This is a genomic window from Roseovarius sp. B-10 (assembly GCF_056859295.1).
Map to the genome: position 1 here is coordinate 26,089 of NZ_JBSXOE010000032.1, position 17,853 is coordinate 43,941.

Consider the following 17,853-nt stretch of genomic DNA (forward strand, 5'->3'; position numbering starts at 1 on the left):
CCACTGCCCTACGACAACACGACGATGCCGCTGTGCTTGGCCTTGTGCTCGGGTTCGACATGGATCGTCACCCGCGCATCGGGCAGCGCGCCCATCAGCGCCGCCTCGATCCGGTCGCACAGCGCGTGGGCGGCCTCTACCGTGGTTTCACCCGGCACCACCAGGTGAAACTCGATGAACGTCACCGGACCGGCGTGGCGCGTGCGCAAATCATGCGCCTCCAGCGCGGTCTCGCCCTCGGCGCTCTCGGCGATGATGCGGCGGATGCGCACCAGCTCGTCATCCGACACCGCCTCGTCCATCAGCCCGCTCAGCGAGCCGCGGATCACGCTCCAGCCCGACCACAGGATGTTGAGCGCCACCAGCACCGCGAGCGCGGGGTCGAGCACCCACCACCCCGTCGCCACTGCCAGCGCCACGCCACCCAGCACGCCCACCGACGAGACCACGTCGGTCATCAGGTGCCGCCCGTCGGCGGCCAGCGCCGGCGAGCGGTGCCGCCGCCCCTCGCGGATCAGCAGCCACGCCCATACCGCGTTGATGAGCCCCGCCCCCGCATTGACCGCCAGCCCCAGCCACGGCGTGTCGATCGCGCGCGGGCTCGCCAGCCCGTCCCACGCCTCGCGCAGGATGAACACCGCGGCCAGCACGATCAGCACGCCTTCCAGCACCGCGGCGAAGAATTCGGCCTTGTGATGGCCGAACGGGTGGTTGGCATCCGCCGGACGCCGCGCCAGCCGCAAGGCGGCGATCACCGCCAGCGCGGTGGCCACGTTGACCACGCTTTCGAGCGCGTCGGACATGAGCGCCACCGAGCCGGTCACGCGCCACGCCACCACCTTGAGCGAGAGCACCGCAAGCCCCACCAGCACGCTGCCCAGCGCCAGCCGCATCACCCGGTCCATGTTCCGCGCTACTCCTTGTCCTTGCGCGGCACGCCGTAAAGCTCCAGCCGGTGCCCCACAAGCCGATAGCCCAGCTTCTCGGCGATGCGCTCCTGCAGGGCCTCGATATCGGGATCGACGAACTCGATCACGTCGCCGGAATTGACGTCGATGAGATGATCGTGATGGGCGCGCTCGGCATCCTCGTAGCGCGCGCGCCCGTCGCCGAACTCCAGCTTGTCGAGGATACCCGCCTCCTCCAGCAGCTTGACCGTGCGATACACCGTGGCGATGGAGATCTTCGGGTCGCGGGCGGTGGCGCGGGCGTGCAGTTCCTCGACATCGGGGTGATCGTCGGAAATCTCCAGCACGCGGGCGATCACGCGCCGCTGCCCGGTCATCCTCAGCCCCCTGGCCGCGCAGCGCTCGGTGATGGTGTCGCGCATCGCACGCCTCCGCATCGGTTACGCAAGCCGGGATAGCGCCCCAAGCGGCGCATTTCCACCCTTTTCAGGACCGCCGAGCGACCCCGGTCACTCCTGGATCGGCGCTACGGCGTTGGCGGAACATGGGGGACTCGCGTCAATGCGCGGATCAACACATGCTTGCACGCCTCGGCTGCCGGTCGATGCGTGGCACACTCCGACCACCGTTCCTGCCGGCAGCGCGACAACCACCCGTCAATGCGGCGCCACCTTGGAGAAGAGCTGGATCACCACGATCCCGGCGAGAATCATCGCGGTGCCGATCATCGCGGGCGCGTCCAGCTTCTGCCCGAAGATCACGTAGCCGATGGCGGCGATGAACACGATGCCCAGCCCCGACCAGATGGCATAGACCACGCCCACCGGCATGTATTTGAGCGTCAGCGCCAGGAGGTAGAAACTGATCGCGTAGGCGACCACCACCAGCACCGACGGCCACAGCCGGGTGAATTGCTGGCTGGCCTGCAATGCCGTGGTGCCCGCCGTCTCGGCGAGGATCGCCAGCGCGAGAAAGATATAGACCTGGACGCTCATGGCAGACGCTCCTTGGATGGGATGTGGCCCCTCGTTACGCGAGCCCCCTCGCGCGGTCCAGCCCGTCCCGCCGCTTGCCAGCGGCGCCCCGCTGCCCCATATCTCGGATCATGTTGAAATTCACGCCGATCCTTCTGGCGCTTCTCTACGCGCTCGCGATGTATCGCTTCTCGGTCTGGCGCACCACGCGCGAGCTTGACGCGCGCTCGACCGAGTTGGCCGACCCGCGGCTCAAGTCGGTGTTCGACCGCCTCGCCCGCGCGCTCGACCTGCCGCGCGTGCGCGTGCATCTCTACGAGATCGACCCGGTGAACGGGCTCGCCGCCCCCGACGGGCGCATCTTCATCACCCGCGGCTTCTACCGCAAGTTCCAGACCGGCGAGGTCTCGGCCGAGGAAATGGCCAGCGTGATCGCGCACGAGCTTGGCCACGTTGCCTTGGGCCACGCGCGGCGGCGGATGATCGACTTTTCCGGGCAGAACGCCCTGCGCACGGCGCTGGCGATGATCCTGTCGCGTTTCCTGCCCGGCATTGGCGTGTGGATCGCCAACGGTATCACGTCGCTTCTGGCCGCGCGGCTGTCGCGCGGCGACGAACACGAGGCCGACGCCTACGCCGCAGCACTTCTGACCAAGGCGGGGATCGGCACCGAGCCGCAGAAATCGCTGTTTCAGAAGCTCGAGGCGCTGACCTCGGGCGCGGGCGGCCCGATGCCCGCGTGGCTGATGAGCCACCCCAAGACCGCCGACCGCATCGCCGCCATCGAGAAGCTCGAGAACCGCTGGCAGCGTTCGCTGGATTAACGTCGTCCTCGGGCTTGACCCGAGGATCTCTTGACCGGGAGGTCCTCGGGTCAAGCCCGAGGATGACATTTCCACACCCATTCCGTTGCGCAAATCCCTTCACACCTTCCCCGTGCGCTGCGCGGCACGAACCTTGCGGTTCGCCTCTCGAGCCTACAGGTTCGCCCCGGTGCCGCTTGGCATTTTTTTGATCAAATTATCCTTGGCAAGCCCCCTGCCCCGCGATAGGCTCGCCAAAACCCCGTTCAGGACCTCCCCGATGGACCTCTCACAGTTCCAGACCTTCCGCGTGGCCGCGTGCGACCTCAACGGCAGGATGCGCGGCAAGCGCCTGCCCGCAAGCTTTGCCGACAAGCTCGACGACGGTAGCCTGCGTATGCCACTAAGTGCCTTGAATCTCGATATTTTCGGTGCCGATATCGAGGGCTCGCCGCTGGTTTTCGACAGCGGCGACATTGACGGGCGCCTGTTCGCGACCGACCGTGGTGCCGTGCCCCTGCCCTGGCTGGAAGAGCCGCAGGCGCTGGTGCCGATGGTGATGCATTACGAGGACGGCACGCCCTTCGCGGGCGACCCGCGCCACGCGCTCTCGGCTGTTCTGGCGCGCTATGCCGCCCGCGGATGGGAGGTGTTCGCCGCTACAGAGCTTGAGTTCACGTTGGTCGATCCATCCGGCAAGTCGTTGAAAACAATTCGCGATCCACGTTCCGGGCGGCGCATGAAGGCGCCCGGCATCCTCAGCTTGGGGCAGATGGACGCGTTCGACGAATTCCTCTCGGCGCTTTATGCGGCGGGCGACGCGATGGGCATCCCGGTGGAATCGGCGATCTCGGAGGCCGGGATCGGACAGTTCGAATTGACCCTCCACCACCAATCCGCGCTGCGCGCCGCCGATGATACCTGGCTGTTCAAGACCCTCATCACCGGGCTTGCGCGACGGCACGGCTATGTCGCCACGTTCATGGCCAAGCCCTTCGACGCCGATAGCGGCAACGGCATGCACATGCATTTCTCGGTGCTGGACCGCGACGGGAACAACGTGTTCGACGACGGCACGCCACGCGGCTCCGATGTGCTGCGCAGCGCGGTGGCAGGGTGCCTCGCGGCGATGCCCGCCTCGACGCTCATCTTCGCGCCGCACGCCAACAGCTACGCCCGTCTCGTGCCCGGCGCGCATGCGCCCACCGGCGCGGGCTGGGGGTATGAGAACCGCACCGCCGCGCTGCGCATCCCCGGTGGCGCGGGCGCCGCACGCCGGATCGAGCACCGCGTGGCGGGTGGCGACATCAACCCCTACCTGACCTTTGCCGCCATCCTTGGTGCTGCAATCACCGGCATCGACGACGCGATGACGCCCCCCGACCCGATCGCCGGCAACGCCTACGAGGCAGACCTGCCGCAGCTTGCCGCCGACTGGGAGAGCGCCATCGACCTGTTCGAGGCCGATCCGCTGATCGCCCGCATCTTCCCCGCCGATCTGATCGCCAACCTGGTGATGACCAAGCGCCAGGAACACGCGCGCATCGACCAGATGGCCGCAGAGGATCACTGGAAGGTCTATCTCGAAACGGTGTAGGGTTCGGGAAAGCCCACCGCCAAGATTTGATCAAACAACGGACACCCAAATGAAGATCGGCATCCTGAAAACCGGCCACGCCCCCGACATCGTGCTGGGTGAACTGGGCGATTACGACGCCATGTTCGCGCGGCTGCTGGAGGGGCACGGATTCGACTTCGAACCGTACAACGTGGTCGATGAAGAATTCCCTGACGGACCGCACGCCGCCGACGGCTGGCTCGTCACCGGATCAAAACACGGCGTCTACGAGGATCATCCGTGGCTGCCACCGCTGGAGCAACTCATCCGCGACATCCGCGCGGCGGATCTGCCGCTCGTGGGTGTGTGCTTCGGCCACCAGGTGATCGCGCAGGCGCTGGGCGGCAAGGTGGTCAAGCACCCCGACGGCTGGCGCGTGGGCGCCACGACCTACGAGATTGACGGCCGCCCCTACACCCTCAACGCCTGGCACCAGGACCAGATAATCGCGGCCCCGCCGGGCTCGGAGGTAGTGGGCCGCGCCGAGGGCTGTGACATCGCCGCGCTGCGATACGGTCCGCGCATCTTCAGCGTTCAGCCGCACCCCGAGTTCAATGCCACCATGATGGACCGTCTGATCGAGCACCGCGCCATCGGCGTGGTTCCCGATCCGCTGCGCGATCATGCGCGCGCCCGGCTCGACACACCGACCGACACGGACGCGATGGCGCAGACCATCGCCGACATTTTCACGAAAGGCGGCTGAGATGGCTGATTTGAAAGAGTTCGTCAAAGGGCTTCCCGAGGCGGCGCAAGCCTATCTGGAGAACCGCCGCCTCGACGAAGTTGAATGCATCATCTCGGACCTGCCCGGAATCGCCCGCGGCAAGGCCGTTCCAGCGACGAAATTCGCCCGGCAAGACTATTTCCACCTGCCAGATTCGATCTTTTACCAGACCATCACCGGCGACTGGGGCGAAGCCGCGGGCGACGAAGGTTTTATCGAGCGCGACATGATCCTGCGCCCCGACATGTCCACCGCGTCGGCCGCGCCGTGGACGGCGGACTGGACGATACAGGTGATCCACGATGCGTTTGACCGCGAGGGCGCGCCGATCCCGTTCAGCCCGCGCAACGTGCTGCGCCGTGTGGTCGAGATGTATCACGCGCGCGGCTGGAAGCCCGTGGTCGCGCCCGAGATGGAATTCTTCCTCGTGGCGCGCAACCTCGACCCCGCCCAGGCGATCAAGCCGATGATGGGCCGCTCCGGTCGCCCGGCGGCGGCACGACAGGCCTATTCGATGACCGCCGTCGATGAATTCGGCCCGGTGATCGACGACATCTACGATTTCGCCGAGGCGCAGGGCTTCGAGATCGATGGCATCACGCAGGAGGGCGGTGCCGGGCAACTCGAGATCAACCTGCGGCACGGCGATCCGATCAAGCTCGCCGACGAGGTGTTCTACTTCAAGCGGTTGATTCGCGAGGCGGCGCTGAAGCACGACTGCTTTGCCACCTTCATGGCCAAGCCGATCGAGGACGAGCCGGGTAGCGCCATGCATGTCCACCATTCGATCCTCGATATCGAAACCGGGCGCAACCTCTTTGCCGGGCCGCAGGGCGGTGAGACCGACCTGTTCTTTCACTTCATCGGCGGCTTGCAGAAACACCTGCCTTCGGCCATCGCGGTGCTGGCACCTTACGTCAATTCCTATCGCCGCTACGTCAAGGATCATGCCGCGCCCATCAACCTCGCCTGGGGACGCGACAATCGCACCACCGGGATCCGCGTGCCGCTCTCGGGCCCCGACGCGCGGCGGGTCGAGAACCGGATGGCCGGGATGGACTGCAACCCCTATCTTGGCATCGCCGCGAGCCTTTCCTGCGGCCTGCTGGGCATCCTGAACGAGGAGTGGCCCGACAAGCAATTCAAGGGCGATGCCTATTCCGGCGAGTCCGACATTCCCAACGTGATGGGCGAGGCGCTGACCCTCTTCGAGGAGGCCACGGCGCTGCACGACATCCTCGGGCCCGAGTTTGCCCGTGTCTATGCCATCGTGAAGCGCACAGAGTACGAGGAATTCCTGCAAGTCATCAGTCCGTGGGAACGCGAGCACCTGCTACTCAACGTCTGAGCCCCGGGGCGCGGAAGGTGAGTATTTCGGGAGAGATGAAGCCATGAACCTGCTCCATGCCAACGACCGGCGGGGGGAGTATCCGCCAAGCTGGTACGCCGCCACGACCGAGCCGCTGCCGCCGTTCCCGCCCCTGCGCGGCGCGGCGCGGGCCGATGTCTGCGTTGTGGGCGCGGGCTATACCGGGCTGTCTGCGGCGCTGCACCTGGCCGAGGCAGGGCACGACGTGGTGCTGCTCGAGGCGCAGCGCGTGGGCTTTGGCGCGTCGGGGCGCAATGGCGGACAATTGGGCAGCGGGCAGCGGATGGAACAGACCGCGCTGGAGCGGCTGGTGGGTGCGGATGACGCAAGCCATCTGTGGCGGCTGGGAGAGGAGGCCAAGGACCTCGTCAAAGGGCTGGTGGCGCGCCACGGCATCGACTGTCACCTCAAGCCGGGCGTGGCGCACGCCAGTTTCACCCCGCGCGAGATGGACGAGGAACATGCCTATGCCGCCCATCTCGCCGCGCGCTACGGCTATGAGCAGATCGAGACGCTGGACCGCGAGGCGATGCACGCGCTCTGCCCCTCGCCCACCTATCACGGTGGCACGCTGGACATGGGCGCCGCGCATCTGCACCCGCTGGCCTTTGCCTTGGGGCTGGCGCGGGCGGCGCAGGCGGCGGGGGTGCGTATCCATGAGGGCGCGCAGGTGCACGACATCCGGCGCGGGGCCAAGGCCCGCGTGGCCACCGATGCGGGCCATGTCGAGGCGGATCACGTGGTGCTGGCCTGCAACGGCTATCTCGGCGGGCTGGACCGGCGGGTGGCCACGCGCGTCATGCCGATCAACAATTTCATCGTCGCGACCAAGCCGCTGGGAGAGGACGCCGCGCGCGTGCTGACCCGCGACGTGGCGGTGGCGGACACGAAATTCGTGGTGAACTATTTCCGTCTCAGCCATGACAAGCGGCTTCTGTTTGGCGGTGGTGAGAGCTATGGCTACCGCTTTCCGCGCGACATCCGCGCCACGGTGCGGCGGCCCATGCTCGAGATATTTCCGCATCTGGCGGAGGTGCCGCTCGACTATGCCTGGGGCGGGACGCTGGCCATCACCATGAAGCGGATGCCGTATCTGGCGAGGGTCGCGCCCAATATCCTGTCGGCCTCGGGCTATTCGGGCCACGGGGTGGGTATGGCGACGCTCGCGGGGCGGCTGATGGCCGAGGCGGTGCGCGGGCAATCGGATGGATTCGACTGCATGACTCGCGTGCCCTGCCCCGCCTTTCCCGGCGGCACGGCACTGCGCAGCCCGCTCCTGGTGCTGGCAATGAGCTGGTTCGCGCTGCGCGACCGGCTTGGGCTCTGACGGGCTTTGACAAACCGTCACAATTCGGGCCTATATGTTCGGGAAAGCCGAAGGTCACTTTCAGGAAAGCCGAACACATGACGCAAGCCCCGAATGTCCACGACGCCGAGCCGATCCCCGAAGCCGCGCGCGCCGAGATCGAGCGGCTGCTCCTCTCCGGCGACCTGTTTCGCTACACCGCTCCGCGAAACGCGCCGGTGACACTGCTCGAGCGCGAATTCGCGGAGATGATGGGCACATCCTATGCGCTCGCCGTGTCGTCGTGCTCGGCGGCGCTGTTCCTGTCGCTCAAGGCGCTGGGGCTGCCCCGGGGGGCAAGGGTGCTGATCCCCGGTTTCACCTTTGCCGCGGTGCCCTCCTCGGTGGTCCATGCCGATTGCGTGCCGGTGCTGTGCGAGGTGGGCGAGGATTACCGGGTCGACATCGCCGATTTCGAGGCGCGGCTCGAGGGTGTCCAGGCGGTGATCGTCAGCCACATGCGCGGCCACACCTCCGACATGGACGCGATCATGGCGCTGGCAGAGGCGCGCGGCGTGCCGGTGATCGAGGACGCGGCGCATTCGCTGGGCACGCTGTGGCGCGGGCGAAAGATCGGCACGATAGGACGGGTGGGCTGTTTCAGCTTTCAGTCCTACAAGCTGGTGAACGCGGGCGAGGGCGGCATTCTGATCACCGACGATGCCGACCTCGTGGCGCGTGCGGTGATCATGTCCGGCGCCTACGAACACAATTGGGCCAAGCACATGGACGGCCCCGATGAAGCGCTCGACGCGGCCTTTGCCCGCTGGCAGAACCGGCTGCCGCTCTACAACCTGCGCCTGTCGAACCTGTCGGCGGCGATCATCCGGGCACAACTGCCAGAGGTCCCGCGCCGCGTTCAGGCGGGCCGCGCCAACCACGATCACGTGGCCGGGCGGCTCGACTCGTCGCCGCACCTGTCGGTACCTGCCCCGCTCGACGGCGAGGTGCGTGCGCCCGATTCGATCCAGTTCAACCTCGTCGGGCTGAGCGACGCGGAAGCCCGCGATTTTGCCGAGAATGCCGCTGCGCGCGGTGTCAAGGTGCAGGTGTTCGGGCAGAGCACGGACAACGCGCGCGCCTTCTGGAACTGGGGTTTTCTGCCCGGACCCGCGCCCGACCTGCCGCGCACGCGGGCGATGCTGATGCGGGCCTGCGACGTGCGCCTGCCCGCGCGGCTGACACGACAGGACTGCGATACCGTGGCCGATATCCTGCTCGAGGCGGTGGCAGAGGTGACGGGTGCGCGTCGTGCCTACGGCACCTGACAGACGCAAAGGGGCCGCCCGCGATGCGGACGGCCCGGCATTCGTGTGAGCGGTGAGCGCAAGGCTTATTCCGGCTTGCCCGCCTCGATCGAGATCTCGACTTGCACCTCGTCGCTGACATAGGGCGCGAACTTGCCGAGCCCGAAATCGGTGCGCGTGAGCGTGGTCGTGGCGTCGAACCCGACCCAGGGGCGGTTCTCCATCGGGTGGGCGTCGGCCTTTTGATTCATCACCGTGTCGAGATCAACCGATTTGGTGACGCCGTTCATGGTCAGATCACCGGTGATGATCGCGGTGTTCTCGCCCGTCACTTCGATACCGGTCGAAGTGAAGGTGACCATGTCGCCCGCCTCCGCACCGAAGAAGTCATCGGACATGAAATGCTCCTCGCGTGCTTCCCAGCCGGTGAACATCGACATCACCGGCATGGAAACGCTGACCGAGGAATTGGCCGGGTCGTCCTCGTCGAACTGGATTTCACCCTCGAAACCCGAGAACATCCCCGTGGTCGTCGAGAAGCCAAGGTGGTTGTAGGTGAACACGACTTGGCTGTGGGCGGGGTCGAGTTCGTAGGTCTCGGGCGCGGCATGGGCCACGGAGGCGGCAAGTGCGAACGCGGCCGAGGTAGCGGCGGCGAAGAGAGTCGGTCTCATGTGCAAAAAACTCCAATCCTGCAATCGTCAAGCGATACGCAGGAGATTGGATCATTCGTGGCGGAGAACAATAGCACAGTTTCAAACAACCCCTGTGGACAGGCGAACACTCGCCGCGGCCTGCCAACGGTCAGCGTGCGGCGGCGAGCGCCTCGCGCAGGAGCCGTTCGCGGTACCTGCCCGCCACATGGAGCGACACAACGAGCCGCCCACTGCGGTCGCGCGCGCTCAGCAACCCGTCACGCAGGGACAGCTCGGGCAGATCGTCGAGCGGGTGCACCGACACGTGATGTACGCCGCCGTGACCCCGGGTTAGCACACGCAACTCGCGCGCGGTACGGTCGATTTGCACCTCGGGGCGCCTGTCGGGCAGGCGCGCGGCGTGGAGACAGAGCGCCCCGGACCAGAAAAGACCTATCGAGAACAAAAGCTTGATAAGCATCATAGCGGGATCGGCGCCGTGCGTCGGCAGCACCCAGAGTCCAAGTGCCGCCGCGATGAGCCCCGCGCCCGCCAAACGCAGCACGATCCGCACCAAGCCGCGCCCCCCGTCACGAACGGGAATGCCGGGATCGCCGCCGCGCAGGGGCGGACCTGCGAGATCGCAATCGAAATCGGAATGCGCAACCATGATCCTCTCCTTCCCTCGACAGACCCATTATGCGCGGCAATCGTGCCCGGAATTGGGCAACCCGGGGGCCAAGACCGGATCCGGCGCGATCGCCCTTGCAGGCACGGATGCAGCACGGTATACGCCGCCAACCTTTCGCAAACGTTATGGACCGCGCAGACTCTCGTGGACGGGCAGCGAAAGGGTATCGCCCGCCCTATGAAATGCGCCTTGACAGAAGTGGAGACGACATGCCGCTTTACGAGCATGTGATGATCGCGCGCCAGGATCTTTCCAACGCGCAGGCAGAGGGGCTCATCGAGCATTTCAGCACCATTCTCGCCGATAACGGGGGCAAGGCCCTCGATACCGAGTACTGGGGCGTCAAGACGATGGCCTACAAGATCAACAAGAACCGCAAGGGCCACTACGCCTATCTCAGGACCGACGCACCGGCCGCCGCCGTGCAGGAAATGGAGCGCCTGATGCGTCTGCACGACGACGTGATGCGCGTGCTGACCATCAAGGTCGATGCCCACGAAGAAGGGCCGTCGGTGCAGATGCAAAAGCGCGAGGAACGCGGCGAGCGCCGCGAGCGCCGTTGATCCACCACCTGAGAAAAGGACGATAAGTAATGGCTACGAAACCGTTTTTCCGCCGCCGCAAGGTCTGCCCCTTCTCGGGCGAGAACGCGCCGAAGATCGACTACAAGGACACGCGCCTGCTTCAGCGCTACATTTCCGAGCGCGGCAAGATCGTGCCGTCGCGCATCACCGCCGTGTCGGCCAAGAAGCAGCGCGAGCTATCGCGTGCGATCAAGCGTGCGCGCTTCCTCGCGCTTCTTCCCTACGCCGTGAAATAAGGAGGCGAGACCATGCAAGTGATCCTTCTGGAACGCGTCGCCAAGCTTGGCCAGATGGGCGATGTCGTCGAGGTCAGACCCGGCTTCGCACGCAACTACCTGCTGCCGCAGGGCAAGGCGCTGTCGGCGTCCGAGCGCAACATCGCCGATTTCGAGGAGCGCAAGGCGCAACTCGAAGCGCAGAACCTCGAGACCCGCAAGGAAGCCGAGTCGCTCTCCGAGAAGCTCGACGGCCAGCGCTTCATCGTGATTCGCCAGGCCTCGGACGGCGGCAACCTTTACGGCTCGGTCAGCACCCGTGACGTGGCCGATGTCGCCATCGCCGAGGGCTTTACCATCGACCGCAAGCAGGCGATCATCCGCCAGCCGATCAAGACACTCGGCCTGCACGAGGTCGAGATTCACCTCCACCCCGAGGTGATGGCGACGATCACGCTCAACGTGGCGCGTTCGCCCGAGGAAGCCGAGCTTCAGGCCTCGGGACGGACGATCCAGGACGCTGCCGCCGAGGAAGAGGCCGCAGCGGATTTCGAAATCGCGGAACTGTTCGACGATATCGGTGGTGCCGCCTCGGACGACGACGCCCCCGGAGCCGCCACCTCGGAAGACGAGAGCGCCTGATCCGCCACCGGCACGCAGACGTCAAGACGCACCGCGCGGCCAGCCCGCGCGGTGCGTTTGTCATTTTGGCGGATCGCTCGACACGCGCCTTCATCCCATGCTAGCGTTGGAAATGTTCGTATGTGCTCGCTTTTATCTTGACATAGCCTGGCAGGGCACAACCATGGGATTACCTCGGGCGGGGCACGATCATGTGTCATGACCCAGTACGGTTGATGCGGTAGCGTGTTTCCAGGGAGAGAACGGTTCTGAGAAGCGGCGCGCGCCGCGGCGGGAGGCACCATGATGGGTGACGCATTCGACCAGGCCGGGCTTATCGACCTCGCCGAATTGCCCGATGCCGCGCAGGATTTCGACGCCTTTCTGCACGAGATACGCGACCGCTTCGGTGTCGATCACGTCGCCTATGCCGGAATGAACCCGATCAATCGCTCGGTTATTGGTCACGTCACCTACGGCAAGGATTGGCAAGAGCATTACGCCACCCAGGGCTTTCACCGCATCGACCCTACCCTGCACAGCGCGCGCCGCTCGATCGCACCGGTGGACTGGTCGCGGCTGGAGCGCGATCTCGACTATCTCACGGTGTTTCGCTCCGCCCATGATTTCGGCATCTCCGACCAGGGCGTCACGATCCCGGTGCGTGGCCCCTATGGCGACATCGGCGGGCTGAGCCTGACCTGCGGTGGCTCCAAGACGGAATGGAAGGCGCTTTGCCGCGAGAACCTGCACGTCTGGCAGGCGCTTTCGGTACATGTGCACGACCTTGTGATTAGTTCGGACAGTTTCTCGAGCCTGTTGCGCGGCCCGTCGATGTCAATGCGCGAACGCGAGATCCTGCAATGGACGGCTGAGGGCAAGTCGCAGCAGGATATCGCTGATATCCTTACGATTTCTCACCGCACGGTCGAGGTTCACCTGCGCTCGGCGCGCCACAAGCTATACGCGCTCACCACGGCACAAGCGGTCGGTCGCGCGATCTCGATGGGGCTCATTTACCCCGGCTGAGGCGATTCCATACGGGATTTCCCCAATAGCGTTCCCCACAGCTTCCCCTAATCTCAAGGCTGCAGCCGCGTCACTCACGTTCGCGACTTTCATACGGCCAACTCAAGGGGATGAACACTATGATACTGATCGTTGACGCACTCAACAAGCACAAGTTTCCGATGGTTCTCGACCAGATGTTCCGATTGCGCGCCCGGGTCTTTGCCGGGCGGCTGGGATGGGACGTGACCATTACAGACGGGCGCGAGGAAGATCAGTTCGACGCGCTCGATCCAGCCTATGTCATCGGGCTCGACGAGGCAGGCAATGTCGTGGCGTGCGTGCGCGCGCTGCAAACCACAGGGCCGCACATGCTGTCGGACGTGTTCCACGCGATCCTCGACGGCGAGCCGCCGCTACGCAGCGCAACCTTGTGGGAATCCACGCGCTTTTGCGTCGATACAGAGCGGCTCGGGCGCGGGCGGTCTCGTGGCTCGGTCACCTACGCCACGTCCGAGTTGATGCTGGGCGCGGTGGAATACGCCATGCGTTCGGGCATCAGCGACGTGGTCACGGTGATCGACCCGGTGATGGACCGGGTGCTCAAGCGCTCGGGCAACGCGCCCTACGACTACGTCGGCAAGACCGTGCAGATGGGCAAGGCTGCGGCGCTGGCCGGGCTTCTTGACTGCACGGAAGAGCGGGCCGCAAGCATCCGCGAGGTGGCGGGGATCGAGGGCGAGGTATTCCTCACCGACGACGAGGCGCTCGCCCTGCCCGCGATCGCTGCGCACGTACCGCGCAAGTCCGCGCTCGAGACCTATTGCGACGAGCAGATCGCCGCGGCACGCAACGTTGACGAACGCATCGCCGCGCTGAAGCTCAAGGCGGCGCTCGCCGACAAGATTCGTTCTCACTCGCAAGTCGGTGCCTGACCCCCATCGGGCCTGGCCCGCCCGGCGCAGGCGCCGGGCCGGGTGATCGAACGAAGAGGGCCGCCCCAATCTCCCCGGGGCGGCCCTTTGATCGCTTGGCGACGGTCTTGCCCTGTAGGGCTTACTCGTCGTTCATCTCCTCGATCGCCTTCTCGAGATCTTCCTTGGACACTTCCTTGTCAGAGACCTCGGCCAGTTCGACCACGTAGTCGATCACCTTGTCCTCGAAGATCGGTGCGCGCATCTGCTGGCGCATCTGCGGGTTGTTCTGCACGAATTCAAAGAATTCCCGCTCCTGGCCGGGGTATTGCCGCGCCTGGTTCATCACCGCCTGCGTCATCTCGGCATCGGTCACCTCGACCTCGGCCTTCTGACCCAGCTCGGCCAGCAGAAGCCCGAGCCGCACGCGCCGCTCAGCGAGCTTCGTATGCTCCTCGGTCGGTTCGATATCGGGATGGTCGTGGCCCTCGTGCTCGGGGTTTTCCTCGTGCCAGAGTTGGTGCGCGATCTGCTTGGCCTCGGTCTCGACCATCGTCGGCGGCAACTCGAAGGTCACCTTCTCGTCGAGCGCGTCGAGCACGTTACGCTTGAGGATCGCGCGCGCGGCGCCGGCATATTCCTGCTCGAGCCGCTCGCCGATCTGCTGCTTGAGCCCGGCAAGGTCCTCGGCGCCGTATTTCTGCGCCAGTTCGTCGTCGATCTCGGCGGCGACGGGCTCCTTCACGGCCTTTACCGTGCAGTCGAACACCGCTTCCTTGCCCGCCAGATGCTCGGCCTGGTACTCCTCGGGGAAGGTCACCGTTACGGCCTTCTCCTCGCCCGCCTTGACGCCGACGAGCTGCTCCTCGAAGCCGGGGATGAAGCTGCCCGAGCCGAGCGTGAGCGGATAATCCTCCGCGGCCCCGCCCTCGAACGGCTCGCCATCGACCTTGCCGACGAAATCGACCACCACCTGGTCACCGTCCTTGGCCTTGGTGCCCTTCTTGCGGTCCTTGAAGTCCTGCGCGCTCTCGGCAAGGTTCTTGAGGGCCTCGTCCACGGCCGCGTCGTCGGCCTTGACGACCATCCGTTCGAGCTTGAGCGTGCCGAGATCGACCTCCGGGATTTCCGGCAGCGCCTCGTAGGTCATCTCGATCTCGACGTCGTCGCCTTCTTTCCACTCTTCGTTGGCCATCTTCACGTCGGGCTCAAAGGCCGGGCGCTCGCCTTTCTCGGCGAAATGCGCCTTCATCGCGTCATCGACGCTTTCCTGCATCGCCTCGCCGAGGATCCGCTGGCCGAACTGCTTTTTCAAAAGCGGCAGCGGCACCTTGCCCTTGCGGAACCCCTTGAGCTCGATCTCGGGTTGCGCTTCCTTGAGCTTGGAAGTGACCTTGTCTTCGAGAGCCTGCGCCGATAGCACCATCTTGTAGCTGCGCTTGAGACCTTCGTTGAGGGTTTCGGTGACCTGCATGTTCGTCCTTTCCTATGCATCGGGCCGCGGAGGCGTCCGCGGCGGTCAAGATCGCGGCCCTTCTATGGGTGGGCAAGGGCACACGCAAGGAGAAACCGGCCCGCGCGACGCCTGCCGCGCGCGGGCTTTAGCCCGGCAGGCCGGGCTTGACGGCGGTGCCCTTGGCGAGCGAGGTGCGGCGAGTCATGGGGATCATGTGCCCGGCCTGGCGCATCGCGCCCACCTCCATGATCATGCCGCTCACGGCCTTGGCGTGCGGCCGCTCCTGTAGCCGCTCGAACCAGGTGCGGATGCGGGGAAAGCGTGCCCACTCCTCCGCCGGGATGATCGCGCCGGCCTCGTGCGAGACGAATTCGTGAAACGCCAGCAGATCGGCAAAGCTGATCTCGTCGCCGCAGAGGTGGGTGTGGCGCTCCAGCCAAGTCTCAACGATCGGCATGGATTGTGCCAGCATGTAGCGGCCCATGGCGATCTCGGCGGAATAGTCGCGCGGACCCCAGATGCATTCTGCGAAGCGCGTGTAGAAAAACGCCCCCGCCCCGCGCCGCAGCATGGTGGAATGAAAATGTGTGTATTGCTGGATCAAGGCCCGCTGCCGCACGTCACGGCCCAGCCAGTTGCCCGGAAGATCGAACCGTCCGGAGAGGTAGAAGCCGATGGCGGCGCTTTCCCACAGGGTGAAATCGCCATCCACGAGGATCGGCACCTGCCCGGTGGGGTTGTAGGTGGTCTTGAAGTCCTCGGTCTCGTTCTCGCCATCCATCAGGTTGACGATTACCTCGTCGAAGGGAACGCCCGTCTCCAGCATGAGCTGATGTACCGCCCGGCAGGGCTGCGACGTGGGATGGTGCAGGAATTTGACGGTGCCGGTCATGGTTTCTCCTCACGCCCGGTCCTCTCCGCGGGATCGAGCCCTGGGGCCGGAGTATGCACCGGCATCACGGTGAGTGAACCTAAATCGCACCTGTTGACGCAGCCGTGAACGGACCCCTTGACCCCGCCCCGGAGGCCAGCACTTTGCGTTTCGCGGTGCATGCTCGCGCGGCGGCCCTCGCGACTACGAAACCATGTCGAACAGAGGCTTCCGAAAAATCTTCGGGAGTAGTGTATGTTGGAAGTTGGTTCCCCCGCTACAAAGACGACAGCGCCGGTGAGAGAGGAAGATATGGGCGATCGTGTAGATATCAGGCCTTTGGTCGCTGGAGATTATCGTGCTGTTGCTCGCATCTTCTTCTGCGCGGTCCATGAAGGCACAAGAGGAGCCTACAACTACGAACAGCGGCTCGCGTGGGGCGGAGAGACGATTGATCTTGATCGCTGGAAAAAACGACTGGAGACCCTGACGGGGTTTGTCGCGGAGATGGATGGCGAGCCGGTCGGCTTCTTCACTGTCGACCCAACGGGCTACATCGAACTCGCATTCGTTCTGCCATCAGCAACCGGGATAGGCGTGGGGCGCGCACTCCTGCGTGAAGCAGAACGGTGGGCCAAAGACCGTGGCGCAAAGCGACTTACAACCGAGGCTAGTTTGGTTGCCCGCCCCTTCTTCCTGAAGAGCGGTTGGCACGTGGTGATGGAGGAGCGGGTCGAGCGAAGAGGCGTGATCCTGACGCGCTGCAAGATGCACAAGGCGCTGGGCTGAGGCGTTTACCGCGCGTAGCTAACCTCGTCCGCACCACGAAATGCAAAGGGCCGCCCCTGGGGGCGACCCTTCCATTGATCTGGCAGTTGCCGACGATCAGCGCTTGGAGAACTGGAAGCTCTTGCGCGCCTTGGCCTTGCCGTACTTCTTGCGCTCGACCACGCGGCTGTCGCGGGTGAGGAAGCCGGCAGCCTTGAGCGCACCGCGCAGGGACGGATCGTAAAGCTGGAGCGCCTTGGATACGCCATGCTTGACGGCGCCCGCCTGGCCAGACAGGCCGCCGCCCTTGACCGTCGCCATCACGTCGAACTGGTCCTCGGTGCCCGACACGGTGAACGGCTGCTTGAGGATCATCTGGAGCACGGGGCGTGCAAAATAATCGTTGATCGGTTTACCGTTGACGACAACCTTGCCCGAGCCGGGCTTGATCCAGACGCGGGCCACGGCGTCCTTGCGCTTGCCCGTGGCGTAGGAGCGACCGAGCGCGTCGCGCACCGGCTCGCGCGGCGTCTCAACGGCCTCGGGGGACGCGGTCACCTCGCCTGCGACGGCTTCGAGACCTTCGAGGGATTTGATTTCTTCAGCCATCAGTAAGCCACCCGCGTATTCTTGGAGTTCATGTTCTTGACGTCCAGAACCTCGGGGTTCTGGGCTTCATGGGGATGCTCGGTGCCGGCATAGACGCGCAGATTGGTCATCTGGCGGCGGCTCAGCCGGTTGCCAGGCAGCATCCGCTTGACGGCCTGCATCACCACACGCTCGGGATACTTGCCCTCGAGGATTTCGCCGGTGGTGCGGCTCTTGATCCCACCGGGGTGGCCGGTGTGCCAATAGTTGGGCTTGTTGCGCTTGTTGCCGGTGAGCTGCACCTTGTCGGCATTGATGACAATCACGTTGTCACCCATGTCCATGTGCGGGGTAAAGCTCGGCTTGTGCTTGCCTCGCAGGCGCATGGCGATGATCGAGGCGAGGCGGCCCAGAACGACGCCCTCGGCGTCGATCACGATCCAGCTCTTCTCGATATCTGCCGGTTTTGCGGAAAACGTCTTCATTTCGGGCAGAACCTTGCTGTTATTCC

Annotated in this window: 21 protein-coding genes; 12 read left to right on the plus strand and 9 right to left on the minus strand. The window is 65.1% G+C overall.

Annotation, left to right across the window (positions count from 1 at the left end):
• Positions 1-8 precede the first annotated feature (8 nt).
• The 3 genes from AC13D8_RS09160 to AC13D8_RS09170 form a co-directional block, all read right to left on the minus strand.
• The gene (locus AC13D8_RS09160) at positions 9-905 is read right to left on the minus strand and encodes a cation diffusion facilitator family transporter (RefSeq protein WP_482968572.1); all 897 of its coding nucleotides are present in this window, start codon (positions 903-905) and stop codon (positions 9-11) included.
• A gap of 8 nt (positions 906-913) precedes the next feature.
• Positions 914-1,330: a Fur family transcriptional regulator gene (locus AC13D8_RS09165; protein WP_104017391.1), complete on the minus strand. Its 417-nt coding sequence runs from the start codon at positions 1,328-1,330 to the stop codon at positions 914-916.
• Positions 1,331-1,564: 234 nt separating this feature from the next.
• A complete protein-coding gene (locus tag AC13D8_RS09170) occupies positions 1,565-2,005 on the minus strand; it encodes a DMT family transporter (RefSeq protein ID WP_482968776.1) in 441 nt (146 codons plus the stop codon).
• Between the two features lie 8 nt (positions 2,006-2,013).
• Between AC13D8_RS09170 and AC13D8_RS09175 the strand changes: the two genes are divergently transcribed.
• The 6 genes from AC13D8_RS09175 to AC13D8_RS09200 all read left to right on the plus strand — a co-directional run bounded on the left by AC13D8_RS09175 (position 2,014) and on the right by AC13D8_RS09200 (position 9,012).
• The gene (locus tag AC13D8_RS09175; protein WP_482968573.1) at positions 2,014-2,706 is read left to right on the plus strand and encodes a M48 family metallopeptidase; all 693 of its coding nucleotides are present in this window, start codon (positions 2,014-2,016) and stop codon (positions 2,704-2,706) included.
• A gap of 259 nt (positions 2,707-2,965) precedes the next feature.
• Positions 2,966-4,282: a glutamine synthetase family protein gene (locus AC13D8_RS09180; RefSeq protein WP_482968574.1), complete on the plus strand. Its 1,317-nt coding sequence runs from the start codon at positions 2,966-2,968 to the stop codon at positions 4,280-4,282.
• A gap of 49 nt (positions 4,283-4,331) precedes the next feature.
• Positions 4,332-5,009 (plus strand): type 1 glutamine amidotransferase, encoded by a 678-nt coding sequence (locus tag AC13D8_RS09185; RefSeq protein WP_129433472.1) that lies wholly within the window; start codon positions 4,332-4,334, stop codon positions 5,007-5,009.
• 1 nt (position 5,010) lies between these two features.
• Positions 5,011-6,378: a glutamine synthetase family protein gene (locus tag AC13D8_RS09190; protein WP_482968575.1), complete on the plus strand. Its 1,368-nt coding sequence runs from the start codon at positions 5,011-5,013 to the stop codon at positions 6,376-6,378.
• Positions 6,379-6,421: 43 nt separating this feature from the next.
• On the plus strand, positions 6,422-7,726 hold the full coding sequence (locus AC13D8_RS09195; protein ID WP_482968576.1) for an NAD(P)/FAD-dependent oxidoreductase: 1,305 nt from the start codon (positions 6,422-6,424) through the stop codon (positions 7,724-7,726).
• A 77-nt stretch (positions 7,727-7,803) separates the two neighbouring features.
• Positions 7,804-9,012 (plus strand): DegT/DnrJ/EryC1/StrS family aminotransferase, encoded by a 1,209-nt coding sequence (locus tag AC13D8_RS09200; RefSeq protein ID WP_482968577.1) that lies wholly within the window; start codon positions 7,804-7,806, stop codon positions 9,010-9,012.
• A gap of 65 nt (positions 9,013-9,077) precedes the next feature.
• On the opposite strand, the gene AC13D8_RS09205 is transcribed toward AC13D8_RS09200, so the two are convergent.
• Both AC13D8_RS09205 and AC13D8_RS09210 read right to left on the minus strand, forming a co-directional pair.
• Positions 9,078-9,665 carry a YceI family protein gene (locus tag AC13D8_RS09205; RefSeq protein WP_129433483.1) on the minus strand — a complete coding sequence of 196 codons (588 nt, stop codon included), beginning with the start codon at positions 9,663-9,665 and terminating at the stop codon, positions 9,078-9,080.
• 130 nt (positions 9,666-9,795) lie between these two features.
• Positions 9,796-10,296: a hypothetical protein gene (locus AC13D8_RS09210; protein ID WP_482968578.1), complete on the minus strand. Its 501-nt coding sequence runs from the start codon at positions 10,294-10,296 to the stop codon at positions 9,796-9,798.
• A 230-nt stretch (positions 10,297-10,526) separates the two neighbouring features.
• Here AC13D8_RS09210 and rpsF point away from each other — a divergent pair, with 230 nt between their 5' ends.
• The 5 genes from rpsF to AC13D8_RS09235 all read left to right on the plus strand — a co-directional run bounded on the left by rpsF (position 10,527) and on the right by AC13D8_RS09235 (position 13,680).
• Positions 10,527-10,880: a 30S ribosomal protein S6 gene (gene rpsF / locus AC13D8_RS09215; protein WP_129433489.1), complete on the plus strand. Its 354-nt coding sequence runs from the start codon at positions 10,527-10,529 to the stop codon at positions 10,878-10,880.
• Between the two features lie 29 nt (positions 10,881-10,909).
• Entirely contained in the window at positions 10,910-11,137 is a 228-nt protein-coding gene (gene rpsR / locus AC13D8_RS09220) for a 30S ribosomal protein S18 (RefSeq protein ID WP_104017380.1), read from the plus strand.
• A 12-nt stretch (positions 11,138-11,149) separates the two neighbouring features.
• Positions 11,150-11,758, plus strand: a complete 609-nt coding sequence (gene rplI, locus AC13D8_RS09225; protein WP_482968579.1) for a 50S ribosomal protein L9 — start codon at positions 11,150-11,152, stop codon at positions 11,756-11,758.
• A 285-nt stretch (positions 11,759-12,043) separates the two neighbouring features.
• Positions 12,044-12,766: an autoinducer binding domain-containing protein gene (locus tag AC13D8_RS09230; RefSeq protein WP_482968580.1), complete on the plus strand. Its 723-nt coding sequence runs from the start codon at positions 12,044-12,046 to the stop codon at positions 12,764-12,766.
• 119 nt (positions 12,767-12,885) lie between these two features.
• Positions 12,886-13,680, plus strand: coding sequence for an acyl-homoserine-lactone synthase (locus AC13D8_RS09235; RefSeq protein WP_482968581.1), 795 nt, complete (start codon positions 12,886-12,888; stop codon positions 13,678-13,680).
• A 121-nt stretch (positions 13,681-13,801) separates the two neighbouring features.
• On the opposite strand, the gene tig is transcribed toward AC13D8_RS09235, so the two are convergent.
• Positions 13,802-15,133 (minus strand): trigger factor, encoded by a 1,332-nt coding sequence (gene tig / locus AC13D8_RS09240; protein ID WP_482968582.1) that lies wholly within the window; start codon positions 15,131-15,133, stop codon positions 13,802-13,804.
• 127 nt (positions 15,134-15,260) lie between these two features.
• On the minus strand, positions 15,261-16,007 hold the full coding sequence (locus AC13D8_RS09245; RefSeq protein ID WP_482968583.1) for a glutathione S-transferase family protein: 747 nt from the start codon (positions 16,005-16,007) through the stop codon (positions 15,261-15,263).
• A gap of 291 nt (positions 16,008-16,298) precedes the next feature.
• Here AC13D8_RS09245 and AC13D8_RS09250 point away from each other — a divergent pair, with 291 nt between their 5' ends.
• Positions 16,299-16,775 carry a GNAT family N-acetyltransferase gene (locus tag AC13D8_RS09250; RefSeq protein WP_482968584.1) on the plus strand — a complete coding sequence of 159 codons (477 nt, stop codon included), beginning with the start codon at positions 16,299-16,301 and terminating at the stop codon, positions 16,773-16,775.
• Between the two features lie 96 nt (positions 16,776-16,871).
• Here the strand turns inward: AC13D8_RS09250 and rpsI are convergent, their stop codons facing one another.
• Both rpsI and rplM read right to left on the minus strand, forming a co-directional pair.
• Positions 16,872-17,363 carry a 30S ribosomal protein S9 gene (gene rpsI / locus AC13D8_RS09255; protein WP_104017374.1) on the minus strand — a complete coding sequence of 164 codons (492 nt, stop codon included), beginning with the start codon at positions 17,361-17,363 and terminating at the stop codon, positions 16,872-16,874.
• A complete protein-coding gene (gene rplM, locus AC13D8_RS09260) occupies positions 17,363-17,827 on the minus strand; it encodes a 50S ribosomal protein L13 (protein ID WP_104017373.1) in 465 nt (154 codons plus the stop codon). The genes rpsI and rplM overlap by 1 nt, the downstream gene beginning before the upstream one ends.
• Between the last annotated feature and the right edge of the window lie 26 nt (positions 17,828-17,853).